Origin of the sequence: Pigmentiphaga daeguensis, from assembly GCF_039523035.1 — a bacterium.
Lineage (GTDB): Bacteria > Pseudomonadota > Gammaproteobacteria > Burkholderiales > Burkholderiaceae_B > Pigmentiphaga > Pigmentiphaga daeguensis.
Genome location: NZ_BAAAEN010000014.1, coordinates 62,031 through 88,134 on the forward strand (window position 1 = coordinate 62,031; position 26,104 = coordinate 88,134).

The window sequence follows — 26,104 nt, forward strand, 5'->3', positions numbered from 1 at the left end:
CCGATAACTGCCGAGAATCGCATGAGACTGGAGGACCTGAACTATTTCCTGGCCGTGGCCGAAGCCGGCCACGTGGGCCGGGCCTCGACCAGGCTGGGGCACAGCCAGCCCGCGCTGACCAAGGGCCTGCAGCGACTGGAGAAGGAACTGGGCATCCAGCTGTTCGAACGCACCCCCAAGGGCATGACGCTGACGACGGCGGGCGCGGCCTTCTTCGAACGCGCCCGGCACGTGCGCACGGGGCTGGACGACGCGATCAAGGAAGCCAGCGACCTGCACCTGGGCAAGATCGGCCTGGTGCGCGTGGGCGTGGCGCCGGCCTACGTGCAGATGCTGTGCGCGCCCGCCTGCTCGGCCTTGATCACGCAGCGCCCGGCGGCGCGCATCCACATGACGACGGGCTTGAACGACGCGCTGTTCGGCGCGCTCCGGCTGGGGGAACTGGACCTGTGCATCAGCGCCATCGCCGCCTCGCCGGACCCGGAATTCGCCCAGCACCCGCTGATGGAGGACGACCTGCTGGTGATGGCGCGCGAACAGCATCCGCTGTTCGACAAGCGCGCGCTGCGTTTCGCCGACCTGGTGGAATACGGCTGGATACTGCCCACCGACAAGGTGATGGCCCGGCGCGCCATCGACGCGCGTTTCCTGGAGGCCGGCCTGCCCACCCCCGAGGTGGTGATCGAATCGAGTTCCACGGTGGCCACGCTGCTGCCGGTGGTGCGCACCACCGACCTGCTGACCGTGGTGGGCCAGCGCGCCGCGGGGCCGAGCGGCGGCGGACTGCGGCCCATTCCGCTCGAACAGGCCCGCTGGCGGCGCACCATCGGCATCTGCACCCGCCGCGGCGCCTACCAGTCGCCCCTGGCCAAGCGCTTCATCGAGATCGTCGACCAGCACGCCCGCGACCTCACGGGCGCCTGAGCGGCCGCCTCAGTCCGCGCGGATGCCGGTGCGGCGCACCACCTCGGTATAGGCCTTGGCTTCGGCATCGATATAGGCCTTGAACTCCTGCGGCGTCGTGGCCCGCGAGCGAAAGCCCATCACCTGGAGCTGCGCGGCCGTGGCCGGGTCCCGCTGGAACGCCAGCACGATCGCGTTCCAGCGATCGACGATGGCGCCCGGCGTGCGCGCGGGCGCGGCCAGGCCCATCCAGCTCGCGGCATCCAGCTCCGGATAGCCGACCTCGGCCAGGGCCGGCACGTCGGGCAGCACGCCGGAGCGCGACCCGCTGGTGACCGCCAGGGCGCGGATGCGCCCGGCCTTGATGAATTCCATGGCGGGCGCGATGGCGACGATGCCCAGCTGCACCTGGCCGCCGGCCAGGTCGCTCAGCGCGTTCGCGCCGCCGCGGTACGGAACGTGGACGATGTCCAGCCCGTAGCGGTGCTTGATCATCTCGAAGGTCAGGTGCATGGACGAACCCACCCCCGGGCTGCCGTAGCTGAGCTTGCCGGGCTGGCGCTTGGCGTAGGCGACCATCTCCTGCATGGTCTTGAAGGGCGCGCCCGCGTTGGCCAGCACGACGTGGGGCGAGGCGCTGATCAGCGCGATCGGCGCGAAGTCCTCCAGCGCGAAGCCGGGATTGGCATACATGGCCTTGGCCATCGTATGGTTGCCGCCCAGCGTGAGCAGGGTGTAGCCGTCGGCCGCCGCGTTGGCCACCTTGGCCGCGCCGATGTTGCCGCCGCCGCCCCCGATGTTCTCCACGATGACCGGCTGGCCCAGCCGTTCGCCCGCGTACTTGGCGAACAGGCGCGCGACGATGTCGAACTGTCCGCCGGCCGAGAACGGCACGACCAGCCTGACCGCGTGGTCCGGATAAGCGCCATGGGCGGCCCCGGCGCCCAGCAGCAGGACGGCCAGCAATGCACGGAAGCGGGCGAGTATCCGCATGTTCGTCTCCTGGATCTCGTGTCGATGGAATGTCCGGCAGTCTGCAACGCGGCGGCGGCCATCGGATGCCCGAATCGGCGATCTCCATTCCGCACCGTTATCCATTCCGGGATTCCCCAGGGTTATCGTCGCACGCGCCTGGCTTATCGCGCGGCCTTCGCGGCTCTCTAGTATCCGCCTCGTTCGACAACCTTCGAGGCGCATATGAACATTGGACGTTTTCTTACCCGCAGCGCGCGCTACTGGCCGAACCGCCCGGCCGTCATCTTCCGCGACCAGCCCCTGAGCTACCGCGAACTGGACCAGCGGTCCAGCCAGCTTGCCCATGCCCTGCTGGCGCTGGGCCTGGCCAAGGGCGAACGCGTGGCGATCCAGTCGTGGAACCAGCCCGAGCTGATCGAGATCGAGAGCGCGCTGTACAAGGCCGGACTGGTCAAGGTGGCGCTGAACGCCCGGCTGTCCGACGAAGAAGCGCGCGACACCTTCTCGAACGCCGAACCCGCGGTGCTGATCGCCGGCCCGGCCCACGCGGCGCGCCTGTCGGCCATCGCCGACGGCATCCCGTCCATCCGGCATCGCATCGTCTTCGGCGCCGACGCGCCGGGCTACCGCCCCTACGAGGATTTCATCGCCGGCCACCCCACCCACAGTCCCGACGTGGAACTGGAGCCGGGCGACCTGGCGGTGCTGCATTTCACCTCCGGCTCGACCGGCAAGCTCAAGGCCGCCATGCAGACCACCGGCAATCGCATGGCCTCCATCCGCAAGGTCGTCATGGGGCGCATGCGCGCGCAGCCGGGCGACGTCCTGGCGCTGGCCGGCCCCATCACGCACGCCAGCGGCATGTTCATGCAGCCCTTCCTGACGCAGGGCGGCACGCTGCTGCTGCACGAGCGATTCTCGCCCGAGGCCTACCTGGAGTCGCTGCAGAAGTACCGCGTCACCCATGCCTTCGTCGTGCCCACCATGATCAACATGCTGCTGGCCCACCCCGGCCTGAAGGACTACGACCTGGGCTCGCTCAAGACCATGACCTACGGTTCGGCCCCCATCGCGCCCGCGCGCATACGCGAGGCCTGGCGCGCCTTCGGTCCGGTGCTGTCGCAAGGCTACGGCGCCGGCGAAACCACGGGGGGGCTGGTGACCCTGAGCATCCAGGACCACCACGACGCCATCGAGGGCGGCCGTGAGGAACTGCTGTCCTCCTGCGGCCGCGTGTTCGGCGAATCCGACCTGCGGCTGTTCGACGACGAAGGCAGGGAAGTCGCCCCGGGCGAGATCGGCGAGATCGTGGTCCGCGGCCCCGACGTCTTCGCCGGCTACTGGCGCGAGCCCGAGCTGTCGGCCGCCGCGCTCGAGGGCGGCTGGCTGCACACGGGCGACCTGGCGCGCATGGACGAACTGGGCTACCTGTATATCGTCGACCGCAAGAAGGACATGATCATCTCCGGCGGCTTCAACGTCTACCCCTCGGAGGTCGAGGCCGCCCTGTACCGGCACCCGGCGGTGTACGAGACCTGCGTGATCGGCGTGCCGGACGAGACCTGGGGTGAAGCGGTCAAGGCGGTGGTCGTGCTCAAGGAAGGCGAACAGGCCGACCCCGATGCGCTGATCCGGCATTGCGCCGCGCTGCTGGCCGACTTCAAGAAGCCGCGCTCGGTGGACTTCGTGTCCGAACTGCCCAAGAACGGCAACGGCAAGCTGTCGCGCAAGGAGGTCAAGGAACGCTACTGGGCCGGGCAGGCCAGGCGCGTGGCCTGACGAAGCAAGAAAAAGGGCCGGGACCGCCTGCTGGCGGCCCCGGCCCGCTGGCCGCAGGGGCGGCGCCGAATCAGCCGTTCAACAACTGGGCCAGCTCGGCATGCAGCCGCGCGATGGGCGCCTCGAACGGATGCGGCGAAGTGCCGGGCGCCGCGCCGAACTGCGCCACCACCAGTTTCGCCTTGGTCGAGGCGTAGATCCGCTGGCCGTAGCGGCCATGGGCGCACAGGCCCTGCCACCGTCCCCCATCGGCATGGAAGTAGTTGCGATAGGCGCCACCGGGATTGGCGGCGGCAAAGCGGCTCTCGGCGTGGAAGGCGCGGTTGCCGCCATGATGCAGGTCGTCGATGAAGGACTGCGGCACCACCTGCTTGCCGTTCCAGGTCCCCTCGTTGCGCAGCAGTTCGCCGAAGCGTGCCATGTCGCGCATCGTCATGGCCAGGCCGCCGGCGGTGAATTCCGCCCCGGTGGGATCGACCGAATAGTAGGCATCGCGCTCGGGTCCGAGCGGCTGGTAGACCAGTTCGGACAGCAGCTCGGCGATCGGCCGGCCCGTGGCGCGCCGGATCGCCCAGGCCAGGGCCTCGGGCGGTCCGTTGTCGTAGTAGAGCTTCTGGCCGTGCTCGCCCGAGGCGGGCTTCTGCAGGACGAAATCGTAGAAATTGTCCGGCGCGCCCGGACGCCGGGGCAGGAGGCCCAGGATCTCGTACACGCCACCGTCCTGCGGCCCCAGGTTGCCCGGGCGGCCGTCCAGGCTGGGACGCACGATGCCGGCCTGCATGTCCAGCAACTGCTGCAAGGTGGCGCCGCCCATGGCCGCGCCGCGCATCTCGGGCACGTAGTACGACGCCTGGCGGCTGAAATCCAGCACGCCCTGGTGCGCCAGCACCCCCGCCACGACGCCCAGGAAGGACTTGCTGACGGAAGCGGTGCCGTGCCGCATCTGCGGCCGCATGCCGTGGAAATACCGTTCGAACACGATGGCGCCGTCGTGCATCACGAGCAGGCCGTCGACCTCGAGCGCGCGCAGGTGGTCCAGCAGCGGCGTCGGCTCGCCGTCCAGGCCGGTGACCCTCACGTCCTCGGGCAGCGCCGGCCCGGCAGGCAGCGCGGACACCGGACCCGCGCCGCGCCACACGTCCACCGTGGGCACGGACAGGGAGCGGTTCATCAGGCTCCAGCGCAGGTAGGGCAGCTTGAACCAGTTGTCGGGCGTCACGCGCGATTCGGCGGGCGGCGGATAACCCGTCATGACCTCGACGGGCGGATGGCCGCGGTAGGCGGCGGCGGGTTGGCTGTGCAGGTCTTCCATGTTCTTCCCGGTCCTGTCCGATTCAGTTTCCATATACGCCCGAACGCTCGACCAGGACGGCCCATTCCTTCGCCTCGGTCCTGAACTGCTGTTCCAGCTCGGCCGTCGACAGCGGCTTCCAGACCGACCAGAGCTCTTCCCGCTTGCGTTCCCACTCCGCGGAAGCATTGGTCTTGTTGATGGCGTTCGCCAGCGTCTGCACGATGGGGGCGGGCGTGCCCTTGCGCACCACGTAGACGGTCCAGCCCGTACGCTCGAAGCCCTCGTGGCCCAGTTCCTTGAACGTGGGCACGTCCGGCAGGTACTTGGACCGCTCCGTGCCCGTGGTCGCCAGGATCTTCAGGTCGCCCTTTTCCGTCAGCGCGCGCAGCCCCAGGATGTCCAGCATCATGAAGTCGTTCTGGCCGCGCACCACGTCCAGCAGCGCCAGGCTCGTGCTCTTGTAGGGGATGTTGGCGGCCTTCAGGCCGAACTGCTCGTTCACCTGGAAGCCATACAGGCTGGACACGGTCCCGTTGGACGAGGCGCCGTAGTTCAGCCCTGGCCGCTTGCGCGCCCACTCCAGCCATTCCTTCAGGTTCCGGGCCGGGTTCGAGGCGGGCACGGCCAGGCCGACCGGCGCGATGCCGCCGACGGCCACCGGCGTGAAATCGGTGATGGGATTGAACGGCAGTTTGCGGAAATAGCTGGGGATGATGGTCATGCCCGCGTTGGCCACGAACACGGTATAGCCGTCGGCCGGCGAACCCAGCAGCGACTGCGCCGCGATCTGCCCGCCCGCTCCCGGCTTGTTGTCCACGAACATGGTGGGGTTGCCCAGTTCGGGCGCGAGCGACGCCAGGAACTCGCGGGTGCGCAAGTCCACGCCGTCGCCCGGCGCCGAGGAAACGACGACCCGGATCGTCCGATCGGGCCAGGCCGCGCGCGCGGGCGCCGCCGCGGCCGCCAGGGCTGCAGCCCCCGCCAGGCGCATGAAGCCGCGCCTATCGCTGCTCAAGCATTCCATACTCTTCTCCGATGAAGGCCATTCTGCGCGGAACGGCCCGGAAGCCGCCGTGGAGCGCGTGAAGGCATGGCCATGGCCCGCAGCATACTGCGCCGGGATCAAATGCCTGGCCATCCTCTCCCCTCTTGTGATGAGAGGGGAACCTTAATGAGGACGCGTGGAGACCTGGATAACGGAATGCCCGGGATCGATAACGGGCGGGAATTGCCGCCTCAGTCTATGGTCGCTCCGGACAGCCTGACGGCCTCGGCCCACATCGCGCGCTCCTGCCTGACCCGGGCGGCAAAGGCCTGGGGACCCAGGAACTCGGGCTCGACGCCCAGTTGCCGCAGCTTGGCGGCGACCTCGGGCCGCGCGAGGGCCTTCTCGACCTCCGCCGCCAGGCGCTCGGCGACGCCCGTGGGCACGCCGGCGGGCAGGTAGAAGCCCAGGTAGGACGACGGCAGGGCGACATTCACGCCGGCTTCCGCGAAGGTGGGAACATCGGGCAGCACCGCCAGCCGTTTCGAGGCCGTCACCGCCACGGGGACGACGCGCCCGCCCTGCACGAAAGGCAGCGCCGGACCCGCGGCGTCTATCCCCAGCTTCAGCTGGTCGCCCGCGACGGCGGATATCGCGGCCGGGCTGCCCTTGAACGGCACGTGCTGCACGGCCAGGTTCTCGCGCGCCCTGAGCAGTTCCATCGTGAGGTGGACGGTCGTGCCGCTGCCCGGCGACGCGTAGGCGTACTTGCCGGGGTGGCGCTTGAGTTCATCCAGCACGCCCGCCAGCGTCCTGGCCGGGAAGGAAGGGTGGACGTAGACCAGGTTGGCGGCACTGCCGAACTGGGCCAGCGGCGCCAGGTCCTTGTCCACGCTGTAGTCGAGCTTCGTGTACATGACGGGGCTGACGACAGTGTTCACCGCCGCGCCCAGCAGCAGCGTGTAGCCGTCGGCCGGCGCGCGGGCGACCTGCTGCGTGCCGATGTTGCCCGAGGCACCGGGCTTGTTCTCGACCACGACGGGCTGGCCCAGCGATGCGGCCATGCCTTCCAGCACCAGCCGCGCCGCCACGTCGATGGCGCCGCCCGCGGGAAAGGGAACGACCGCCTTCAGGGGCCGCGCGGGATAGGGCTGGGCCACCGCCGGCTGCAGGGCCGACAGCAGGACGATCGCGGTCAGACAGGACAATCGGGACATCATGGCATTCTCCCTCGTGAATCGAGACATTCTGGATGGCGATGCGTTCAGGGCACCGGGTGCAGGACCCACAAGGCCGGCTCGCCGGCCTCGCAATGGATGGGACGACCGGTTTCCATGTCCACGGCGCTCTGCGCGCCGGTGCCGAGGTCCACGCGATAGCCCCGGCAGCGGTCCGCCAGGCCCGCCAGCGGGCCCCGCCAACCCCGACCGGCCGTTTCCGGCAGGGGCAGCAGCAATACCGCATCGCCCGCGCGGGCCTGGCCCAGCAGGCCATCGGCGGTCTCGTGCCAGTCCAGCGCCCGCAGCGCAGGCAGCTCCGACAAGGCCCCGTTCAGGTTGCGCAATACCCGGCCGGCCAGGCGCGGATTGCCCCGGCGGTCGATCAGCCCGGTCCTGGGGAAATAGCCGCGATCCACGTCGCCAAGGGTGTCCAGGAAGATGCGATGGCCGCGATGGAAATGGCTGCACAGCGCAGTCTCCAGCACGCGGCAGGTATTGCGCCACTCGTCGTCCCGCGCCCGTGCGGGACTGTCGTCGGCCAGGCGCACATGCACCTGGGCGCGCAGGCCCCTGCGCTCGGCCGCCGCTGTCGCCCGCGCGATACCCTCGCGCGCGGCGGTGTCGCGGGCGATGCGAAAGACCAGGCCGTCCAGCTGCGCGGTGGCGGGCCATTCGTCGTCGACCGTGAAGCCGTGGTCCACCAGCAGCTTGATCTGCTTGCCGTCGCGCGATTCGCCCGAGGCATTCCAGAAACGCGACAGGACGAGCGGCACGCCCGCGCGCTCCCGTGCCGCCGCAAGCCGCGCCTCCAGGTCGGGCGCGGGCGGCCATCTCAGGACCAGCTCCAGCCCGTCCAACAGGTGGCGATGCCGGCTCACGACGTCCAGCGCGGCCTCGTCCGGCCAGCCGAAATGGAACACCGCGAAGCGGCAGCCCTGCTCGGCCACCGCTTCCACGCGTGCGCGCGAGCCCGCGTCGAGCAAATCGTCCAGCGGCACGCGCAGCCGGCGCACGCCCATCTCCCACAGCGCCAGGATGGGGTAGTCGTTGCGCGCCCGCTTGCGCCGGAACTCGTCCAGCATGCTGCTGTACGGAATGTCGTACAGCACGGTCCAGCCATGGCGCAGTTCCACGCCCGGCGCGGGCAGTTCGCCGGCCGAGGGAGGCAGGCGCGGCCAGTCGCGCTGCGCGGCCGACCGATCCGATCCGCCGCCGAAGCTGCGGAGAAACTGCGTCACGATCCGCTCTTCATGGACGTCGACCACCATGACCCCCAGCTTGGCGACGTCGTTACGGCCGTTCTCGTTCTCGGGCGGCTGGCCCACGTGCAGCGTTTCCGAATAATCGGCGCGCACGAAGGCGGTGGACGGCATCAGGTAGAAATTCGTGTCCGCGTGGCGGTTCAGGAAGAAGTTGTGGACGTGGCCCGTGAACGCCGCCGCCACCTTGTGGCGCTCGACGACGTCCAGCAGCCAGCTTCGTCCCGGTTCGTCGATGTTGTCGTAATGCCCATTCTCGTCGCGGGTGGCGACGAAGGGCGGATAGTGCATGAACAGAAAGATGCGCTGCCCCGCGTGCGCCGCCAGGTCTGCCTCCAGCCACGCCGCCTGCTCGCGCTCCTGCGGCAGCCCCGAGTTGATGAGCGAGGTGTTGATGACGGCGAAGTGGCAGCCCTGCCGGTCGAAGCCGTAGAAATGTTCCCCGAAATGCCGGCTGTACAGCTCCACGTACTCGGGACGGATGGCGCCCGCCGGCACGTAGTCGGCCTGCTTGTCGCCCACGTCGTGGTTGCCGGGCACCAGATGGACCGGACAGGCCAGCGCCGCCATGGTGGCGCGGAACTGCCGCACGGCCTGCGGATAGGAGACGGCCTCGGGCACCGGATGGATCATGTCCCCCACGTGCACGACGAAGGCCGGCGCCAGCGCGTTGAGCATGGCCACGGTATGCCGCAGCCGCTCATTGGTCAGCCGATGCGACTCGAACGGCGAGATGTTGTCCTGTTCCGAAGGATTGACGTGGCTGTCGGCGATGACGGCGAAGCGAAAGAGAGGGGAAGAAGCCATGTTGCGGGTCGGCCATGAAAGCGAAAGGCCAGTATCCAGCAAGCTTTGGAATTAATAAAATTCATTTTTCTCATCCATGGATTCATGAAAATCATGGTCACGCTCCGTCAGCTCCACGCGCTCGCGACCCTGGCCAACACCGGCAGCTTCACCGCGACGGCCGATGCGCTGGCGCTGACGCAGTCCGCCGTCAGCGTGACGATCAAGGAACTCGAACAACAGGTGGGCGTGGAGCTGGTGGAGCGGGGGCGCACGGTACGCCTAACGGCGGCGGGCAAGACCTTGTGCGAAACCGCCAACCGCGTGCTGGCCGACATTCATCGCACGGTGGCCGGGCTGCGCAGCGTTGGGGAACTGCAAGGTGGCCGCATCCGCGTCGCGGTGGGGCCGCTGACCGCGGCCACTTTCTTCCCGCGCGCGCTGGCACTGTTCCGCGCGCGGCATCCGCTGGTGGCGGTCGACGTGCTGGACGTGCCGGTGGAACAGGCCTCGCAACGGCTGGCGGCCGACGAAGTGGACGTCGCCATCGGCTCGCCCGGCGCCAGCCCGGCCCTGGCCACCGTGCTGCGCACCGAACCGCTGGTGCGCGACCGCATGCACGCGGTGTATGCGCGCGGCAAGGCGCCGCCAGCCCCGGCGGGCGGACGCAGGATGAAATGGCAGGCCTTGCAGCACGCCGAGGTAATCCTGACGGACCGGGTCAGCGGCCAATGGCGCGAGGTCTTTCTACAGTTGTCGCGGGCCGGCGTGGCGCTGAACGGGGTGCAGGAAGTCAGGCTGTATTCGACGGCGCTGGAAATGGTCCGGTGCGGCCTGGGCATGACGCTGCTGCCCGCGTTCGCCGCCCGTCACCTGGACGCGGCGCACTACGACGTGCGCGGCATCGAGCATGGCGACACGCGCTGGGAGGTGCACTGGATGATGCGCGCCGCGGCGGCGACGACGGCGGCCTCGGAGGCCCTGCGGGAGGCCGTCATCGAAGCCCTGGGTTCGCGCTAGGGGACTCAGGTCACTTTGGGCAGCGACCGGTACAGCACGTCCACGCCCGCCATGAAGTCGTCGATCTCCATGGCCTCGGCCGGGTTGTGCGAGCCGTTCTCGTTGCGGATGAAGATCATGCCCGAGGGTATGCCGGCGTTGGCGAACAGGGCCGCGTCGTGTCCCGCGCCGCTGGGTATCTTCTCGGCCGGCAAGTCCAGTTCGGCCGAGGTATCCAGCAGCAGCTGCACCAGTTGCGCATCCATGGTCGCCGGGGCCGACTCGATGCGGCGGTCGAACTCGAAGCGCACGCCGCGCTGGCGCGCTACCTCGTCGCATTCGGCGCGCATCACGCGGTAGAACTCCTCCAGCGTCTCGGTGCTTTCGCTGCGCACCTCGAAGCTGAAGTCGACCCGGCCGGGAATGCGCGACACGGCGTGCTCGGCGGGGTCGGTGCCCATCACGCCCGAGGTCACGACCAGGTCGTTGCCGCGTTCGAGCAGCACGCGCCAGTGCTCGTCCAGCCGCATCAGCAGATCGGACACCGCGAACACCGCGTCGTTGCGCAGCCAGCGCGGCACGGCGCCGGAGTGCCCCGGCTCGCCTATGCATCGCACCAGGTTGTGGCGGATGTTGCCGCGTATGCCCGAGACGATGGCCGTGGGCCATTTGCGGGCCACCATCAGCGGCCCCTGCTCGATGTGCAGTTCCAGATAGGCGCGCACGCCCGACACCCAGGGCACCGGCTTGCCGGCGGCGATGCTGTCCACGTCGGCGCCAACGCTGGCCATGGCCTCGGCCAGCGTGCGGCCGCTGCGCTTGTTGCGCAGCGCCAGGTCGTCCGCCTTGAGCTTGCCCAGGATGGCGCCGGACCCCATGTAGGCCTTGCCGAACCACGCGCTTTCCTCGCCCCGCATGCCGGCGACCCACAAGGGATGCGCGAGCCGCACGCCCTCGTCCTTGAGCCGCTTCAGGCACAGCAGGCCGGCGATGACGCCGGCCAGGCCGTCATAGTTGCCGCCCTGGGGCACCGAATCCACGTGCGACCCGCACACGATGGGCGCCTGGTCGCCCGCCTGCGCCAGCGAGAACACCACGTTGGCTGCGGGATCGGTCCGCGCGGCGATGCCATGCCTGCCCGCCCACTCGACCAGCGCGTCCAGCGCGGCCGTCTCGGTGGGGCCGTAGCTCTCGCGCGAGACGCCGACGCCATCGAAGCTGAGCAGGCGGATCCGCTCGAACAGATCGATCGCGTCCTGCCGCCCGGGAACGGCCTTGGCACCGGCCATCGTGGTTGCTGCTGTCATGTCGCCCTCAAGCCATCGCCTCGAAAGGCACGAAGCCGGTGTCCTCCACCGCCCCCACCAGTCCTTGCAGGCTGGGCAGGCCCTTGCGCCGGCAGTACTGCACCAGGCCGTCGATCACGTCGATCATGGCCGTGGGATGGATGAAGGTGGCGGTTCCCACCTGCACGGCCTTCGCGCCGGCCAGCATGTATTCGATCGCGTCCTCGGCCGTGGAGATGCCGCCGCAGCCGATGATGGGAATCGAGACCGCGCGGTGGCACTGGTACACCATGCGGACGACGATGGGCTTGATCGCCGGACCCGACATGCCGCCCATGACGTTGCCCAGCTTGGGCCGGCGCGTGTCGATGTCGATCGCCATGCCCAGGATGGTATTGGCCGCCACGATGGCGTCGGCGCCCTCTTCCTGCGCCGCCCGGGCCACGTTGGCGATCTCGCCGGTATTGGGGGTGAGCTTGACCCACAGCGGCAGCGAGGTCGAGGCGCGCAGGGCCTTCACCACCGCGGCGGTGGAGCGGGCATGCATCGCGAAAGCCTTGCCGTCCTCTTCGATGTTGGGACACGAGATGTTGGCCTCGATGGCGGCCACGCCCTCGACCTGCGACAGTTCGGCCGCCAGCCGCGCGAAGCCGTCGTTCGACGGCGCCGAGATGCTGACCACCAGCGGCGGCGAGAACTTCCGGTAGAACGGGATGCTTTCGCGGATGAAATAGTCGGAACCCTTGCTGGGGATGCCGATGGCATTGAGCATGCCGCTGTGCACCTCCGCCACGCGCGGGACCGGATTGCCGGTACGCTTCTCGTGCGTGATGGTCTTGGTGACGAACGCGCCCAGGCGGTTGAAATCGATGGTGTTGGCCAGGCCATCGGCGAACGTGCCCGAGGCCGGCATCACGGGATTGGAGAGGCGCAGTCCGCCTACATCCACGGACAGGTCTATCATCACGCCACCTCCGCCAGGGGAAACACGGGACCGTCCCAGCAGACGCGCTTGCTGACCAGCTTGTCGCCTTCGCGGAAGGCGCGCACGCAGCAATAGCACATGCCGATGCCGCAGGCCATCTGCTGCTCCATCGCCACTTCGCCCGGCACGGACAACTCGGCGCCCAGGCGCTGCATCAGCAGGGTCAGGCGCGACGAACCACAGGTATAGAACGCATCGGCGCGGCCGGCGGCATGCAGCTCGCGCAGCAGGCGCTCGACGTTCTCGACCGAGCTGGTGCCGGCTTCGTCGGTGACTTCGACGATGGTCGCCCCGATGGCCGCGAAGCGGTCCTGCGACATCAGGCTGGCCGCATCGCGCGCACTGAGGATGGCCGTCACGCCCACGCCCGCGACAGCCGCCAGCTCGGCCAGGGGCGCCAGTGTCGCGAGCCCGACGCCGCGGCCCAGCACGACGATGCTGCGGGCGCCCTCGGGCAGCGTGAACCCCACGCCCAGCGGCCCCAGCATCGGCAGCTTGTCGCCCGCCTCGAGCGTGGCCAGCCCGCGCGTGCCCGCGCCGGTGACCTTGTACAGGAACTCCACCCGCCCCGTGGCCGGATCGGCCCGGTAGGTGCTCATGGGCCGGCGAAAGAACGGCGAATCCTGCTCGGTGGAAGGACACAGCAGATGAAAGAACTGCCCCGCCTTCGCCCCGGCCGCCGGCAACCCGGCATCCAGCACCAGGTGTTTGTAGTCCCGGTTGATCCATGCATTGCTGATCACCACGCCCTGCGTATCCGGCGCGGCAGGTCCGGCGCAACACCCGACATGCGATTCGGACGACAAAACTTCCATTCTGATTCCTCTGCGCTGCAAACTCCCCAGCGCTCGATAACTACCAACCTTGGGCACCGCGGATCCGGCTCCGCCGGTCCGCCAGTGCCGCCCCCTGGGGGGCGCGCGTAAGCGCGTAGGGGGGGGCTTTACTCCAGTGCAGCGCCCTTGCGTTCCGGGATCAGGAACAGCGTGGCGATGATGTCCAGCACATAGATCGACGCCAACAGCGCGATCGCATGGCTGAACGAGTACTTCGCGGCCACCGCGCCCACGGCCAGCGGCCCGAAGCCGCCCACCGCACGGCCGATGTTGAACAGCACGTTCTGTGCCGTCGCCCGCGCCTGCGTCGGATACAGCTCCGAGATCAGGGCGCCGTAGCCACCCAGCATGCCATTGACGAACATGCCCATGATGGCGCCGCCGATTAGCAGGGCATACTGCGACTCGAGCTGCGAATAGGCCAGTACCGACAAGACCGCGCCCACCTGGTAGAGCAGGAAGATGGGGCGGCGGCCGATGCGGTCGGCAAGCTGGCCGAACAGCCAGATGCCGAAGGCCATGCCGATGATGGTGATGGCCGTCCAGCCCGCCGACTTGGTCAGCGAGTAGCCGAACTGCTTGCTGAGGTACGACGGCATCCAGATCATCACGCCGTAGTACCCGAAGTTCTGCACCGAGGTCAGGATGACCACGCCCAGGCTGGCCCGCGTGGTCTTGGCATCCGCCACGAGCAGCTTGAACGAGTTCTCCTTCGGCGCCGTGGATTTCTGGCTCTCGATGAAGATCTTCGGTTCGCCGATGAAGTGGCGGATGACGAAGGCCACGACCGCCGGCAGCACGCCGATGGCGAACATGCCGCGCCAGCCGACGAGGGGCAGCAGGATGGGCGTGACCAGCGCCGCGGCCAGCACGCCCGCCTGCCAGCCCAGGCCGACGTAGGAGCTCATGCGGGCGCGCTGCTCGGGACGGCAGGCCTCGGCGGCCAGCGCCATGCCGATGCCGAATTCACCGCCCAGGCCCAGGCCGGCGATGGTGCGGTACGCCAGCAGGTCCCAGTAGCCCTGGGCCAGCGCGCACAGGCCGGTGAAGACCGCGAACAGCAGGATGGTCCAGTTCAGCACGCGCACGCGGCCGTACTTGTCGCTGAGCCAGCCGAACACGATGCCGCCGACCACGGCACCCACCAGCGTCCAGGTCACCAGGGACCCCGCCTGGGTGCTGGTCAGCCCCAGGTCGGACGAGATCGCCGCCAGGATGAAGCCCAGGATGAGAAGGTCGAATCCGTCGAGGGCATAGCCCACCGTCGACGCGATGACGGCCTTGCGGGCGTAGTCTTCGCCCTCGTTCGCCTTGCCTGCGGGGATATCCCCGGGGCTCGCGGCGTATTTGTCTGCCATTTCCTATCTCCGAAAGGAAGAGGTATCAATCGATCAAAAAGTGCTGCCAGGCGGCGACGCTGCCTCCCGCCGACGCCGCCCCCTGGAGGAGACGGCCCGTGTCGGACATGCTTGTGGCATGGAGCAGGCAAAAACCATTTACGCCGAAAGTCTTTTTTTTTAGACTAAGACACTTTTTCTTACCTTTCAAGCGAAATTTCACTAAGCTGATAAGGTAAATCCCGATGTTGCCCGGCGCGCACGATATTAGTGCAAACCCGCACTGATACTGGGCATCGGAGGGTGTACCGCTCGATTTCGGGGCGGAGCTCAAGCGTGGTTCGACATTCAGGATTCTCATTTTTTAGACTTGCTTCGATGAACACTACTTCCAGAACGCGCGCCGTCGATTTCCACGCCATCGGGGAAAGGCTGCGCGCCTACCGGATAGGCGCCTCCCTGCGGGCCGAGGACATCGCGGCCCAGCTGGGGGTGTCGCGGGCGGCGGTGTACCGCATGGAGAAGGGCGAGATCGTCAAGATCGAGACGCTGGAGCGGCTGGCCCACATCCTGGACACGTCGCTGGCGTCGCTGCTGGGCGTGGGGGCGGAGTACTACACCTCCCCGGTGGCGTACATCGAACGCATGCGCCAGCTCGAGACCGACGCCACGCGCATCATGGCCCATTTCGAGCCCATCTCCTTCCTGCTGACCTCCGACGAATACGGCGGCTACCTGGAACAGATGCTGCACGAGGCCCATCCCGGCATCGAATCCGAGCGCATGCAGGCCCTGATGAAGATCCTGGGCGAGCGCAAACGGGCCTACGCCCGGCGCCGCCCCCCCATCATCAGCCTGATCGGGCTGCGCGAGATCGAACGCTTCGTCCACTTCGGGCTGGTGGGGCGCATCGACCTTCCGCCCTCGGTGCGCATGGAGCGCTCGCTGGCGGCGCGGCGCGAGGTCGAGCGGATCATCGGCCTCCTGCGCGCCCATCCCATGGACATGCAGATCGGCATCGTCGACGACAGCATGCCCAACGCCACCTTCCAGGTGTTCGAGAGGCCCAGCGCCTCGTTCGTGGCGGTCAGCCCGTTCCGCTTCGGCGAACTGCCCAACGTCGCGACCGGCATCGCGCAGGTCACCTCCGCGCCCGAGGCCGTCGAGCTTTATACGAAAATGGTGGAAAACCTCTGGGAGAGGGCCTACAAAGGGCAACAGGCGGCGGAACTTCTCAGTAGCATGTTGAAGGTGGTCTGACGCCGGGTCGTTTGCTCCCCCCTAAATGGAACAGTGAAATGGAAGAAACCTCTATCGGCTCGACGGTGGCGCAGTTGCTGCTGGAATCGGGGGCGGTGCACGTCAGCTCGGGCAAGCCGTTCATCCTGCGCTCGGGCTGGGCCAGTCCGGTGTACGTGGACGTGCGGCGGCTGATCTCGTCGGTGGCCGGACGCAAGGTGCTGGTGGACGCGGCGCAGGCGGTGGTACGGCACCGCATTGGCGTGCAGGACATCGATGCCATCGCCGGCGCCGAAACGGCCGGCGTGCCGTATGCCGCATGGCTGGCCGACCGGCTGTCGCTGCCGCTGCTGATCGTGCGCAAGAAGCCGCTGGGCTTCGGCCGCAACGCGCAGATCGAGGGCATGGCGCAGGCCGGCGCGCGGGTACTGCTGGTGGATGACCTGACCACCGACGGCCAGAGCAAGCGCAACTTCTGCAAGGCGGTGCGCGATTCGGGCCTGGAGCTGGCCCACGTCCTGAGCATCTTCTATTACGATACGTTTGTCGAAAGCCGGCGTACCATGGAAGAAATCGGTGTCACGATGCATGCGCTGGCCACCTGGCAGGACATCATCGCGCAGGCCAGGACGGGCACGGTCCTGACCGCCGCCGACATCGAAAAAGTAGAAGGATTCCTGCTCCATACTTCCGAATGGTCCAAGGCCCACGGCGGCATCTCCCGCCTTCCGTGACTTTTATCGCTAACCTCGTGTTATGAACTTCACCGATCTGATCCAACGTTTCGCCGCCCAGGCCCCCGGTACCGACAGTTTCCTCAAGGTCAAGGAAGGTTCGCTGGCGCTGGTCTCCAGCGATTCCGAACACGCCGCCGCCTACTTCCTGATCTACGGTTTCGCCCGCTCCTACGTGCTGCTGTATGAAGACCAGGGCATCGCGCCCGCCTTCGCCGAAACCGCGAAGACCCAGCTCCTTTCCTACATGAACCGGCTCGACGAAGCGTTCAGGTCCGGCACGGCGCAGGATCTCGTCGCCGCCCTGAACTGGATCGTTCTGGACTACGGCCGCAGCGGAAAGATATTTTGAGCGCCCGCCCGGAGGCGCCCGCGGCCGCCTCGTCGCTGTACACGAACCGGCGCGTCGCGCCGCTGCTGGCCCTGGGGTTCGCCAGCGGCCTGCCCCTGGCCCTGACCAGCGGCACGCTGCAAGCCTGGGCCACCGTGGATGGCGTGTCGCTGCAGGCCATCGGCTTCCTGACCCTGGTCGGCTCGGCCTACACGCTGAAATTCCTGTGGGCGCCGCTGATGGACCGCTATACGCCGCCGCTGCTGGGCCGCCGGCGCGGCTGGATGGTGGTCACGCAATTGCTGCTGGCGCTCGCCATCATGGCCATGGGCCTGCTCTCGCCCAGCGAAGCCCTGCTGCCGCTGGCGCTGATCGCCGTGTTCGTCGCCTTCTGCTCGTCCTCGCAGGACATCGCCTTCGACGCCTACCGGACCGACGTGCTGCGCAAGGAAGAACGCGGCGCCGGCGCCGCGGTGTCGGTGCTGGGCTACCGGCTGGCCATGCTGGTGTCGGGCGGCCTCGCCCTCGTCATCGCCGACAGCTGGCTGGGCTGGGGCAACATGTACGTGCTGATGGGCGGCTTGATGGGGCTGGCCGTCCTGGCCACGCTGTGGGCACCCGAACCCGAAACGCCCGCGGCCGCGCCCCGCACGCTGGCCGAGGCCGTGACCGGGCCGCTGGTCGAATTCTTCCGCCGCCCCGGCGCCATCGTGCTGCTGGTGCTGATCGTGCTCTACAAGCTGGGCGATGCCTTCGCCGGCAGCCTGTCCACCGCCTTCCTGATCCGCGGCGCGGGCTTCTCCGCCACCGAGGTCGGCACCATCAACAAGGTGCTCGGCCTGGGCGCCACCATCATCGGCGCGCTGGCGGGCGGTTCGCTGCTGGCGAAGCTGGGATTGTTCCGGTCGCTGATGCTGTTTGGCCTGCTGCAGGCCGTCTCCAACCTGGGATTCTGGCTGCTCGCCGTCAGCCCCAAGAGCATCCTGCTGATGGCCGCCGCCGTCGGCATCGAAAACCTGTGCGGCGGCATGGGCACGGCGGCCTTCGTGGCCCTGCTCATGGGCCTGTGCGACCACCGCTTCTCGGCCACCCAGTTCGCGCTGCTGTCCGCCCTGTCGGCCGTGGGGCGCACCTACCTGGCCGGGCCGCTGGCCCCGCCCATGGTGGAAAACTACGGCTGGGCCACCTTCTTCCTGGTCACCGTGGCCATCGCCCTGCCCGGCATGGCCCTGCTGTGGTGGCGGCGGGCCGACGTGCGCGCGCTGGACCAGGCCTGAGGCGCCCTGGCGGGCGGCGTCAGACGAAGTCGTCGTCCGAGAACGTATCGTCCGAGAACGTATCGTCGGTGAAGGAATCGTCGGCCGACGTGTCATAGGCCTGCGCGCCGCCGTCCGTATCCGGGCGGTCGTCGTTCCCGCTGCCGTAGTAGTTGTTGGTGACGTTCTGCGTGATCGTCTCCGAAGCCGGGGCGTTGCCGGCCAGATGCGCCGCCTGGCCCGCGCCGCCGCCCAACAAGTGCTCGATGCCATTGAACAGGAACATCCCGCCCGCCACGCCGGCCGCCGTGGCCGCGGCATTGCCCAGGAAGCTGCCCATGGCACCGCCAGCGGCCGGTGCGCCGGCATAGGGAGCCGCGGGCGCCGCGGGCCGGTATTCGGGGCGCTGGCCGATATCGCTGCCGATCATGGAACCGCCGGCGGGTGCCGGGCGCGCCGGCGCCTTGCCCCATCCATCGCCGCCCAGCAGCCCGCCCAGAAAACTGCGCGCGGGCCGGGCTTCCTGCTGCTGCCGCGAGGCGGCCTGGAGTTCACCCACCTGCTGCTCCAGGGCGGCGATGCGCGCCTGCGCGCCCTCCAGCGCATGTTCCAGCAACAGCGCGCGCTGGATGCTCAGGTAGAGCGCATCCGGCTGGCCGGCGGCGCGGTGCCGGATCAAGGCATCGGCCTCGGGGTCCTTGTCCATGCCCCGGACGCCAGCCAGGCGGTCCAGGAAATTGTCGAGCAGGGCGCGTTCTTGCGGAGTCATGAGCGGTTCTCCCGGTATGCCGGCCGAAGGCCGGCGCATTGCTGCGGAGGATGACAGCCGGAGCTTAATCCTGGCTTAAGCGCCGGGACACGTTTCCCCTGCCCAATACACACGCAGCCGGTCATACGCCAGGTTATACACGTAGGTATACGGCAGGAAGAACAGCAGCAACCCGATATCCAGCACCAGCGCTTCCCACAGCGAGATGCTCAGCCACCACGCCGCCAGCGGGACCACGATCAGGATCAGGCCGGACTCGAACCCCACCGCGTGGACCATCCGCACCCGGGTGTCGCGTACCCAGCCCAGGCGGCGCTCCACGCGCTCGAACCCGGCGTTGTAGACCATGTTCCACAGCATGGCGATGAGCGAGATCACCGCCGTCAGCGCGCCCATGTGCAGCAGCGGCTTGCCCATGATCCAGGCCAGCGCGGGCGCGCACAGCGCCACCGCGATGATCTCGAAGCACAGGGCGTGCGCCAGGCGTTCACGGAGCGATTTCTTGTTCTGCAACACGTTTCAACCTCGTTCCGTTGATGTCGTATCGGCATTTTCTGCCATACTTCCGTTAAATAAAACGTAATTACCATCGGTTTTTCCGATAGGAAGCCAGCCATGGCCTATTCCCTGGAAGCGCTGGCGGCCTTCACCCAGGCAGCCGCGCTGGGTTCGTTCTCGGCCGCCGCGCGCAAGCTGGGCAAGCGGCAATCGAGCATCAGCGAAAGCATCGCCAACCTGGAAATCGACCTGGGCGTGCAGTTGTTCGACCGCTCCACCCGCCAGCCCACGCTGACACCGGCGGGCCGGGCGCTGCTGGTGGAGGCGGCCCAGGTCCTGGCCAGCGCCGAGCAACTGGGCCGCGCCGCCGGCCGTTATGCCCAGGGGCACGAGTCGCGGCTGACCCTGGCGCTGTCCGATACCTACCAGTCCGAGCGCTTCGAAGCCATCCTGGCCGCGCTCGATCGCACGTATCCCGACATCGAGTTCGAATGCATGATGTCCGAGGACTGGGACACGGTGGCCACCGTGCAGCGCGGCCGCGCCAACCTGGGGCTGGTGCGCGCGCAGGAGCAATATCCGCCCGACGTGGAGCACCGCACGCTACCCGACCTGTCGGAGATGGTGGTGGTCACCGGCAAGGACCATCCGCTGGCCAGGCTGGGCGCGGTCACCGAGGCCGACCTGCGCGCGGCTCGGGAGCTGCGCATCGCGCCCTACGAGGACGACGGCCGCCGCATCGCGCGAGGCCGCACCTGGTCGGCCCCCTATTACCTGATGCTGCTGGAGATGGCGGTGATGAACTTCGGCTGGGCCAGGATGCCGCGCTGGCTGGTGACCCATTTCGCCGCCGGCAGGCTGGTGGAATTGCAGGTGCCCGGCCAGGAACGCCTGCTGCCCGTGGACGTGGTCTGGTCCAACCAGCGGCCGCTGGGCCCCGTCGGTGCCTGGATGCTGGAGGAACTGCTCAAGGCCTGACCGGATGCGCGGTCAATTCGGCGATGGCCTCGCGCTCGGTGCGGAACACGTGATGGGGCGGCAGCATGGCCGTGACGCCGGAGGTGTCGAACACGTCTTCCACCTGCTTCTTCACGCCCGCCAGGTACAGGTCCACGCCCTGGTCGCGCAGCGTGCCGATCAGGTAGATGAGCGTGTCGACCCCGGTCACGTCGATGCTGTTGATCGGCCCCGCGTAGATCAGCACCCGTTTGATGCCGGGATCGGCCCGGCAGCGCTCGATCACGAAATGCTCCAGCGGGTTGGCCGTGACGAAGCTCAGCCCCGCGTCCATGCGCACCGCCAGCAGATCCGGCGCCAGCGGCGGCAGGCCGAAGCGCTGGCGGTCCCGCAGGGTACCGTCGGCATGGACCGCGACCTCGACGATGCGGGGGTGCGAACGCTGGTACAGGAAATAGCCCAGGGACAGGATGAAGCCCGCCAGGATGCCCCATTGCAACTGCGGCGCGGCGATCAGGGTGGCCACGGCCGTGGACGCGGCGATGACGGCCTCGGCGCGCGACGTGGCCCATAGCCGGACAAAGAAGCGCGGGGTGATCAGGTTGGAGACCGGCACGATGATGACGGCCGCCAGGAAGGCCCGCGGCAGGTGGGCGATGGCCGGGGTCAGGAACAGCAGGCTCGCCAGCACGCAGACGAAGGCGAACAGCGCGGACCAGCCCGAACGCGCACCCACGAACAGGTTCAGCGCCGAGCGCGAGAACGAGGCGCTGACCGGAAAGGCGCCGCTCAGGCCGCTGGCGATCTTGGCCAGCCCCTGGCCGATGAACTCCTGGTCCTCGTCCCAGCGCCGGCGCGTGCTGCGCGAGATGGTCTTGGCACTGGAGAGCGCTTCGACGAAGCTGACCAGCGCGATCACCGCCGCCGCAGGCAGCAGGCTGCGGTAGTCCTCCCAGTCCAGCAGCTTGGGCACGGTGAACTGCGGCAGGCCCGCCGGCAGCGTCCCGACCACGGCGCCGCCCCGCGCGCCGTAGCCGATGGCCCAACTGGCCAGGCCCGTCACCAGCGCGGCAGCCAGCACGATGGGCAGGCGCTTGCTGTGCTTCTTCAGCGCGGACAGGAAGACCAGCGTACCCACGCCAAAGGCGAACGCGGTCCAGTCCATGCTGCCCAGCAGGCCGCGCGGATCGGCCGCGGCCAGCGCGCCCCGCGCCTGGCTCCAGTCCAGCCCCAGCATGGCGGGCAGTTGCGACAGCATGATCAGCAGCGCGGCGGCCTGGGTGAACGCGCCCACGACGGACCCCGGCAGGAAATTCACCACCATGCCCAGCCGGGTCGCGCCGATCAGCATCTGTATCGCGCCGGCCATCAGCGCCAGCCAGATGGCCAGTTCGACCCAGCGCGCCGACTCGGCCGCGGCCATGCCCGACAGCGATCCCGCCACCAGCATGCTGGTCAGCGCGACGGGTCCCGCGCCCAGCAATTGGCACGATCCCCACAGTACGCTGATCACCGGCGGGATCAGCGCCGCGTACAGGCCGGTGATGGGCGGCATGCCGGCCAGCATGGCGTAGGCCACGGCCTGCGGCACCAGGATCAGGCCGAGCGTGAAACCGGCCCGAGCATCGGCGGCCAGGTCGGCGGCGTTGGGCCGAGGCCAGTTCAGGAAGGGAAGATAGCGGGCGAGCAGAGCGGACATGGAAATGCGCCGGATCGGGATCGGCGGGTCAGAGGTGGCGCGGCTTGCGCGGCGCGCGCACGGCGAAATGGTCGTAGACGGCATCGGGCAGGAGGCGCATCAGCTTGGCGACGATGCCCATCTGCCAGGGAATGACGGTGTAGCGGACGCCGCGGTCCAGGGCACGGGAGGCTTTCGCGGCGAACACGTCGGCATCCATCAGGAACGGCATCGAATAGGGGTTGCGCGCGGTCATGGGCGTGCGGATGTAGCCCGGCGCGATGGTCGTGACCCGTATGCCCTGCGGCGACAATTCGTTGCGCAGGCTTTCGCAGTAGGCGATGACCGCCGCCTTGGAAGCGCTGTACGCTCCCGCGCCGGGCAGCCCGCGTATGCCGGCCACGCTGGCGATGCCCGCCAGGTGGCCCCGGCCGGCCTGCTTCATGGCGGGAATGAAGGGCTCGAACGTCGCCACCATGGCGATCAGGTTGGTGTCGATCACGGCGCGGAAAGCGTCGAAATCCCCCATTTCCTCGGTCAACGTGCCGGTGCTGATACCGGCATTGGCGATCACCAGGCCGGTATCGCCCAAGGCCTGGAAATCCCGGGCCGCCGCATGCAGGGCATCGCGGTCACGCACGTCCAGCGCATAGCAGCGGTGCTTGCCCGGCAGCGACGCGGCCAGCGCCTGCAAGGCCTCCTGCCGCCGGCCCACCAGGCCCAGCGTGGCGCCCAGGGCCGCATAGCGGCGTGCCAGCGCCTGCCCGATGCCGCTGCTCGCGCCGGTGATGAAGACGTTCATGCTCCCCTCTCGTAACGTCATCATTATCTCCTTTAATCATGTAGTTCTTACCAAAAATCATTAAGAAACCGTCATCGCGCCGCTCCATTGTCGCGGCGGGACAGCTCCGGCCAGCCGTGGACGAATCTGCGATACTGCGAAAAGAACCGCGTCCGCGGCAACAGAGAGCAAGATGACGTCACTTCCCGTTTCCGATGTGCAAGCCGCGCTGGCCGGACTGGTCGGCCAGGCGAATGTCTATGCCGACCCCGCGGACAAGGCCCGCTACGAAACCGGCGCCCGCTACGGCGACGGCAAGGCCGCCCTGGTGGTGCGGCCGGGTTCGGCCACCGAGGTGGCGGCGGTGGTGCGCTACTGCGTGGACACCGGCACGCCGCTGATCGCGCAGGGCGCCAACACCGGCCTGGTGGCCGCCAGCACGCCTGACGCCAGCGGCACCCAGGTCGTGCTGAGCCTGGAGCGGCTGCGCGGCGAGATCGTGATCGACCGCGCCAACCGCACCGCCACCGTGGGCGCCGGCGTCACGCTGCAGGAACTGAACGACAAGCTGGCCGAACATGGCCTGTGCTTTCCCATCGACCTGGGCGCCAACCCCTCGCTGGGCGGCATGATCGCCACCAACACCGGCGGCTCGCGGCTGATCCGCTACGGCGACGTGCGCCACAACCTGCTGGGCATCGAAGTGGTGCTGGCCGATCCGCCCGGGCAGGTGCTCGACCTGATGAGCGGACTGCGCAAGAACAATACCGGCTACGACCTCAAGCAGTTCTTCGTCGGCGTGAGCGGCGCGGGCGGCATCATCACCCGCGCCGTCGTGCAGGTCCATCCCCTGCCGCGCCAGACCGCCACCGCGCTGATCGTGCCCACCAGCCAGGAAGCCGTGCTGGAACTGCTGATCGCGCTGGAAAGCGAGTTCGGCGATTTCCTGACCGCCTACGAAGGCATGTCCAGCTCCACCGTGCAGTCGGTCATCGACCACGTGCCCGGCGTCGCCAACCCCTTCGCGCCCGAACCCATCCCGGACTACTGCCTGCTGGTGGAACTGGCCGCCACCTCGTCGCGCGAAGTGCTGGGCGTGGACCTGCAATCGGCGCTGAACGACTTCCTGGAACGGCAATTCGACGTACTCGTGGCCAACGCCGTGCTGGATGGCGGCCCCGACCTCTGGAAGATCCGCCACTCCATCAGCGAATCCATCCGTCACCAGGGCAAGCTGATCGCCTTCGACATCGCCGTGCCGCGTTCCTCCATGGTCGACTTCCAGACCACCGCGCGGCGGATGCTGGAAGCCGACTTCCCCTGGCTGCGCCTGTTCGACTTCGGCCACTGGGCCGACGGCGGCACCCACTTCAACATCGTCTGGCCCCATGACGCCACGCCCGCCTACGACACGGACACCGTCGAAAAACTCCGGCTGGCGATCTACGACCTGGTCGTCCGCCAGTTCGGCGGCAGCTTCAGCGCCGAACACGGCGTCGGCCCCTACAACGAACGCTTCTACCACCGCTATGCCTCGCCCGAGGCGCAGGCGCTGTCCGGCAAGATCCAGCATGCGATCGACCCGAGTCACGCCCTAGGCCAAGTTCACTTCGGCCCCTCTCCCCAATCCTGACTTTCTCCAGAAAACCAAAAACGGCCTTGCACGGTTAAATGCAAGGCCGTTCTCGTATCCACGATCCAGACCCAGGGCACAGCGGATCCGGCTCCGCCGGTCCGCCAGTGCCGCCCCCTGGGGGGCGCGCGTCAGCGCGTAGGGGGGGTCCTTTCCCTACCGATCAGGAAGTCCGCGACCTGGAGCGCGCCGAGATTGCTGCCGGTCAGCGACGGCGAGGTCAGGTAGCGGCCGTTGATGGCCAGGGTGGGCACGCCGTCGATCTTGTAGGCCTCGGCCAGCTTGGTGGCGCGCTGCACCTTGCTCTGGACGCCGAAGGAGTTGTAGGCGGCCGTGAACTGGGCACGGTCCAGGCCCTGCTTCTCGGCCCAGTCGAAGATGCGGTTGGCCGTGTTCAGCGGCTGGCGCTGTTCATGGATGGCGGTGAAGACCATGCGATGCAACTGGTCGACCTTGCCCAGGGCTTCCAGGGTGTAGTACAGGCGCTGCTGCGGCTCCATGCCGGCATTGAAGCGCACCGGCACGCGGCGTACCACGACGTCGGGCGGCAGCTTCTTGATCCAGGCTTCCAGGCTGGGCTCCAGCGCGTTGCAGTGCGGGCAGCTATACCAGAAGAACTCGGTGACCTCGACCTTGCCCGGCGAATCGGTGGCCTGGGGCTGCTGCAGGCGGATGTATTCCGTGCCTTCGCGAGGCTGCTGCGCCTGGGCGGTGCCCGGCAGGGCGGCGACGAAACCGGCGGCCAGGGCCAGGCCGGCGAACATGTGGCGGAAAGCGTAGCGACCGATCATAGAATTCCTTTGGTAACGTGGCCCGGGCGGCAGGCCGGCCGGACGCGGTGGAAACTCGGACCGCGGCAGGCCGCGCGAAGTTCCACCGGGGTCATTTCTTCACGACGGCGGCCTCGATGCCGTTCTCGGCCAGGCGCGCGCGCGTGCGGTTCATGTCGTCGAGCCGGGTGAACGGCCCCACGCGTACGCGGTGCACCGTGCCGGCGGCCACGTCGGCCGTCTCCAGGCGCGCCTCGAACCCCATGAAAGCCAGCTTGGCCTTGAGCGCCTCGGCGTCCTCGATCACGCGATAGGCACCGACCTGGAGGAAATAGGTGCCCGACGCCCCCGCCGCCGGGGCGGGTGGCTGGGAAGGCGCGGCCGCCTGCGGCGCGGAAGGTTGCGCGCCCTTCTTGCTCTTGTCGACGTTCTGGCTGGCCAGGAAATCGCCCAGCGGATCGCGGGTGGCCTGCGGCACCGGCGCGGGCGCCGGCTGCGTGGCCGAGGGGCCCGAGGCCGACGGCGCGCCGGCGGGACCATCCTTGCCGTAAAGGCTGCGGTTCGGATCGGGAGCGTTGGCCGGATCGGGCGGCTGCGCGGGCGAGGCCGGCGGCCGGGTTCCCTTGCTGACGAAGGGCACCGGCGCCTTGGTGATGTAGAACGCCACCAGCACGGCCACCAGCAGGCCGACCAGCAATCCGGCCATCAGGCCGAACATGGTGCCGCCCACCGCGCGCTTGGGCGCGGCCTGGCGCTGGGCCGTGCCGGCCGGTTTGCCGCCGCGGGCGGACTTCGTCTTCGCTGTGGAGGCCAT

24 protein-coding genes are annotated in these 26,104 nt (G+C 68.4%); 9 read left to right on the forward strand and 15 right to left on the reverse strand.

Going from position 1 to position 26,104, the window contains the following annotated elements:
• Positions 1-21: 21 nt before the first annotated feature.
• Positions 22-924, forward strand: a complete 903-nt coding sequence (locus ABD104_RS17645) for a LysR family transcriptional regulator (RefSeq protein ID WP_343927966.1) — start codon at positions 22-24, stop codon at positions 922-924.
• A gap of 9 nt (positions 925-933) precedes the next feature.
• Here the strand turns inward: ABD104_RS17645 and ABD104_RS17650 are convergent, their stop codons facing one another.
• The gene (locus ABD104_RS17650) at positions 934-1,896 is read right to left on the reverse strand and encodes a Bug family tripartite tricarboxylate transporter substrate binding protein (protein WP_343927967.1); all 963 of its coding nucleotides are present in this window, start codon (positions 1,894-1,896) and stop codon (positions 934-936) included.
• A 204-nt stretch (positions 1,897-2,100) separates the two neighbouring features.
• Between ABD104_RS17650 and ABD104_RS17655 the strand changes: the two genes are divergently transcribed.
• A complete protein-coding gene (locus ABD104_RS17655; RefSeq protein WP_343927968.1) occupies positions 2,101-3,657 on the forward strand; it encodes a class I adenylate-forming enzyme family protein in 1,557 nt (518 codons plus the stop codon).
• A gap of 70 nt (positions 3,658-3,727) precedes the next feature.
• Here ABD104_RS17655 and ABD104_RS17660 read toward each other — a convergent pair whose 3' ends face one another.
• The 4 genes from ABD104_RS17660 to ABD104_RS17675 form a co-directional block, all read right to left on the reverse strand.
• Positions 3,728-4,969: a serine hydrolase domain-containing protein gene (locus tag ABD104_RS17660; RefSeq protein WP_343927969.1), complete on the reverse strand. Its 1,242-nt coding sequence runs from the start codon at positions 4,967-4,969 to the stop codon at positions 3,728-3,730.
• A gap of 22 nt (positions 4,970-4,991) precedes the next feature.
• On the reverse strand, positions 4,992-5,966 hold the full coding sequence (locus tag ABD104_RS17665; protein ID WP_343927970.1) for a Bug family tripartite tricarboxylate transporter substrate binding protein: 975 nt from the start codon (positions 5,964-5,966) through the stop codon (positions 4,992-4,994).
• 221 nt (positions 5,967-6,187) lie between these two features.
• Positions 6,188-7,156 carry a Bug family tripartite tricarboxylate transporter substrate binding protein gene (locus ABD104_RS17670; RefSeq protein ID WP_343927971.1) on the reverse strand — a complete coding sequence of 323 codons (969 nt, stop codon included), beginning with the start codon at positions 7,154-7,156 and terminating at the stop codon, positions 6,188-6,190.
• 44 nt (positions 7,157-7,200) lie between these two features.
• Positions 7,201-9,222 (reverse strand): metallophosphoesterase family protein, encoded by a 2,022-nt coding sequence (locus tag ABD104_RS17675; RefSeq protein WP_343927972.1) that lies wholly within the window; start codon positions 9,220-9,222, stop codon positions 7,201-7,203.
• Positions 9,223-9,315: 93 nt separating this feature from the next.
• Between ABD104_RS17675 and ABD104_RS17680 the strand changes: the two genes are divergently transcribed.
• Positions 9,316-10,221: a LysR family transcriptional regulator gene (locus ABD104_RS17680; RefSeq protein WP_338617082.1), complete on the forward strand. Its 906-nt coding sequence runs from the start codon at positions 9,316-9,318 to the stop codon at positions 10,219-10,221.
• Positions 10,222-10,226: 5 nt separating this feature from the next.
• On the opposite strand, the gene ABD104_RS17685 is transcribed toward ABD104_RS17680, so the two are convergent.
• The 4 genes from ABD104_RS17685 to ABD104_RS17700 form a co-directional block, all read right to left on the reverse strand.
• Positions 10,227-11,489, reverse strand: a complete 1,263-nt coding sequence (locus tag ABD104_RS17685; protein ID WP_338619244.1) for a hydantoinase/carbamoylase family amidase — start codon at positions 11,487-11,489, stop codon at positions 10,227-10,229.
• Between the two features lie 25 nt (positions 11,490-11,514).
• Positions 11,515-12,450, reverse strand: a complete 936-nt coding sequence (locus ABD104_RS17690; RefSeq protein WP_132979713.1) for a dihydroorotate dehydrogenase — start codon at positions 12,448-12,450, stop codon at positions 11,515-11,517.
• On the reverse strand, positions 12,450-13,217 hold the full coding sequence (locus ABD104_RS17695) for a dihydroorotate dehydrogenase electron transfer subunit (protein WP_207958626.1): 768 nt from the start codon (positions 13,215-13,217) through the stop codon (positions 12,450-12,452). Before ABD104_RS17695 ends, ABD104_RS17690 begins: the two co-directional genes overlap by 1 nt.
• 197 nt (positions 13,218-13,414) lie before the next feature.
• The gene (locus tag ABD104_RS17700; protein WP_087838838.1) at positions 13,415-14,665 is read right to left on the reverse strand and encodes an MFS transporter; all 1,251 of its coding nucleotides are present in this window, start codon (positions 14,663-14,665) and stop codon (positions 13,415-13,417) included.
• 357 nt (positions 14,666-15,022) lie between these two features.
• On the opposite strand from ABD104_RS17700, the gene ABD104_RS17705 reads away from it, so the two are divergent.
• The 4 genes from ABD104_RS17705 to ABD104_RS17720 are packed head-to-tail and all read left to right on the forward strand — an operon-like array spanning position 15,023 to position 18,225.
• Complete coding sequence (locus ABD104_RS17705; protein WP_087838839.1) at positions 15,023-15,904, forward strand: helix-turn-helix domain-containing protein; 882 nt, start codon at positions 15,023-15,025, stop codon at positions 15,902-15,904.
• Positions 15,905-15,942: 38 nt separating this feature from the next.
• A complete protein-coding gene (locus tag ABD104_RS17710; RefSeq protein ID WP_087838840.1) occupies positions 15,943-16,617 on the forward strand; it encodes an orotate phosphoribosyltransferase in 675 nt (224 codons plus the stop codon).
• 22 nt (positions 16,618-16,639) lie between these two features.
• Positions 16,640-16,969, forward strand: coding sequence for a hypothetical protein (locus ABD104_RS17715; protein WP_087838841.1), 330 nt, complete (start codon positions 16,640-16,642; stop codon positions 16,967-16,969).
• The gene (locus ABD104_RS17720) at positions 16,966-18,225 is read left to right on the forward strand and encodes a muropeptide transporter (protein ID WP_243724507.1); all 1,260 of its coding nucleotides are present in this window, start codon (positions 16,966-16,968) and stop codon (positions 18,223-18,225) included. The genes ABD104_RS17715 and ABD104_RS17720 overlap by 4 nt, the downstream gene beginning before the upstream one ends.
• 19 nt (positions 18,226-18,244) lie before the next feature.
• On the opposite strand, the gene ABD104_RS17725 is transcribed toward ABD104_RS17720, so the two are convergent.
• Complete coding sequence (locus tag ABD104_RS17725; RefSeq protein ID WP_338617081.1) at positions 18,245-18,973, reverse strand: DUF2076 domain-containing protein; 729 nt, start codon at positions 18,971-18,973, stop codon at positions 18,245-18,247.
• Positions 18,974-19,048: 75 nt separating this feature from the next.
• Positions 19,049-19,489 carry a multidrug/biocide efflux PACE transporter gene (locus ABD104_RS17730; RefSeq protein ID WP_087838842.1) on the reverse strand — a complete coding sequence of 147 codons (441 nt, stop codon included), beginning with the start codon at positions 19,487-19,489 and terminating at the stop codon, positions 19,049-19,051.
• Positions 19,490-19,588: 99 nt separating this feature from the next.
• Between ABD104_RS17730 and ABD104_RS17735 the strand changes: the two genes are divergently transcribed.
• Positions 19,589-20,449 carry a LysR family transcriptional regulator gene (locus ABD104_RS17735; protein WP_087838843.1) on the forward strand — a complete coding sequence of 287 codons (861 nt, stop codon included), beginning with the start codon at positions 19,589-19,591 and terminating at the stop codon, positions 20,447-20,449.
• On the opposite strand, the gene ABD104_RS17740 is transcribed toward ABD104_RS17735, so the two are convergent.
• Positions 20,439-22,127, reverse strand: coding sequence for a SulP family inorganic anion transporter (locus tag ABD104_RS17740; RefSeq protein WP_087838844.1), 1,689 nt, complete (start codon positions 22,125-22,127; stop codon positions 20,439-20,441). The genes ABD104_RS17735 and ABD104_RS17740 overlap by 11 nt on opposite strands.
• A 28-nt stretch (positions 22,128-22,155) precedes the next feature.
• On the reverse strand, positions 22,156-22,908 hold the full coding sequence (locus tag ABD104_RS17745) for an SDR family oxidoreductase (RefSeq protein WP_087838845.1): 753 nt from the start codon (positions 22,906-22,908) through the stop codon (positions 22,156-22,158).
• Between the two features lie 172 nt (positions 22,909-23,080).
• On the opposite strand from ABD104_RS17745, the gene ABD104_RS17750 reads away from it, so the two are divergent.
• Positions 23,081-24,520: an FAD-binding oxidoreductase gene (locus tag ABD104_RS17750; protein ID WP_087838846.1), complete on the forward strand. Its 1,440-nt coding sequence runs from the start codon at positions 23,081-23,083 to the stop codon at positions 24,518-24,520.
• A 131-nt stretch (positions 24,521-24,651) separates the two neighbouring features.
• Here ABD104_RS17750 and ABD104_RS17755 read toward each other — a convergent pair whose 3' ends face one another.
• Positions 24,652-25,311 carry a thiol:disulfide interchange protein DsbA/DsbL gene (locus ABD104_RS17755; RefSeq protein WP_254914597.1) on the reverse strand — a complete coding sequence of 220 codons (660 nt, stop codon included), beginning with the start codon at positions 25,309-25,311 and terminating at the stop codon, positions 24,652-24,654.
• A 91-nt stretch (positions 25,312-25,402) separates the two neighbouring features.
• Complete coding sequence (locus ABD104_RS17760) at positions 25,403-26,104, reverse strand: SPOR domain-containing protein (RefSeq protein WP_087838847.1); 702 nt, start codon at positions 26,102-26,104, stop codon at positions 25,403-25,405.

Coding starts and splice junctions, on each gene's coding strand:
- ABD104_RS17670 (WP_343927971.1), bottom strand. CDS start 7,156: ATGATGTCCCGATTGTCCTGTCTGACCGCGATCGTCCTGCTGTCGGCC.
- ABD104_RS17690 (WP_132979713.1), bottom strand. CDS start 12,450: ATGATAGACCTGTCCGTGGATGTAGGCGGACTGCGCCTCTCCAATCCC.
- ABD104_RS17680 (WP_338617082.1), top strand. CDS start 9,316: ATGGTCACGCTCCGTCAGCTCCACGCGCTCGCGACCCTGGCCAACACC.
- ABD104_RS17655 (WP_343927968.1), top strand. CDS start 2,101: ATGAACATTGGACGTTTTCTTACCCGCAGCGCGCGCTACTGGCCGAAC.
- ABD104_RS17760 (WP_087838847.1), bottom strand. CDS start 26,104: ATGGCCTCCACAGCGAAGACGAAGTCCGCCCGCGGCGGCAAACCGGCC.
- ABD104_RS17715 (WP_087838841.1), top strand. CDS start 16,640: ATGAACTTCACCGATCTGATCCAACGTTTCGCCGCCCAGGCCCCCGGT.
- ABD104_RS17650 (WP_343927967.1), bottom strand. CDS start 1,896: ATGCGGATACTCGCCCGCTTCCGTGCATTGCTGGCCGTCCTGCTGCTG.
- ABD104_RS17755 (WP_254914597.1), bottom strand. CDS start 25,311: ATGATCGGTCGCTACGCTTTCCGCCACATGTTCGCCGGCCTGGCCCTG.
- ABD104_RS17725 (WP_338617081.1), bottom strand. CDS start 18,973: ATGACTCCGCAAGAACGCGCCCTGCTCGACAATTTCCTGGACCGCCTG.
- ABD104_RS17710 (WP_087838840.1), top strand. CDS start 15,943: ATGGAAGAAACCTCTATCGGCTCGACGGTGGCGCAGTTGCTGCTGGAA.
- ABD104_RS17705 (WP_087838839.1), top strand. CDS start 15,023: ATGAACACTACTTCCAGAACGCGCGCCGTCGATTTCCACGCCATCGGG.
- ABD104_RS17675 (WP_343927972.1), bottom strand. CDS start 9,222: ATGGCTTCTTCCCCTCTCTTTCGCTTCGCCGTCATCGCCGACAGCCAC.
- ABD104_RS17700 (WP_087838838.1), bottom strand. CDS start 14,665: ATGGCAGACAAATACGCCGCGAGCCCCGGGGATATCCCCGCAGGCAAG.
- ABD104_RS17740 (WP_087838844.1), bottom strand. CDS start 22,127: ATGTCCGCTCTGCTCGCCCGCTATCTTCCCTTCCTGAACTGGCCTCGG.
- ABD104_RS17645 (WP_343927966.1), top strand. CDS start 22: ATGAGACTGGAGGACCTGAACTATTTCCTGGCCGTGGCCGAAGCCGGC.
- ABD104_RS17745 (WP_087838845.1), bottom strand. CDS start 22,908: ATGAACGTCTTCATCACCGGCGCGAGCAGCGGCATCGGGCAGGCGCTG.
- ABD104_RS17750 (WP_087838846.1), top strand. CDS start 23,081: ATGACGTCACTTCCCGTTTCCGATGTGCAAGCCGCGCTGGCCGGACTG.
- ABD104_RS17660 (WP_343927969.1), bottom strand. CDS start 4,969: ATGGAAGACCTGCACAGCCAACCCGCCGCCGCCTACCGCGGCCATCCG.
- ABD104_RS17735 (WP_087838843.1), top strand. CDS start 19,589: ATGGCCTATTCCCTGGAAGCGCTGGCGGCCTTCACCCAGGCAGCCGCG.
- ABD104_RS17685 (WP_338619244.1), bottom strand. CDS start 11,489: ATGGCCGGTGCCAAGGCCGTTCCCGGGCGGCAGGACGCGATCGATCTG.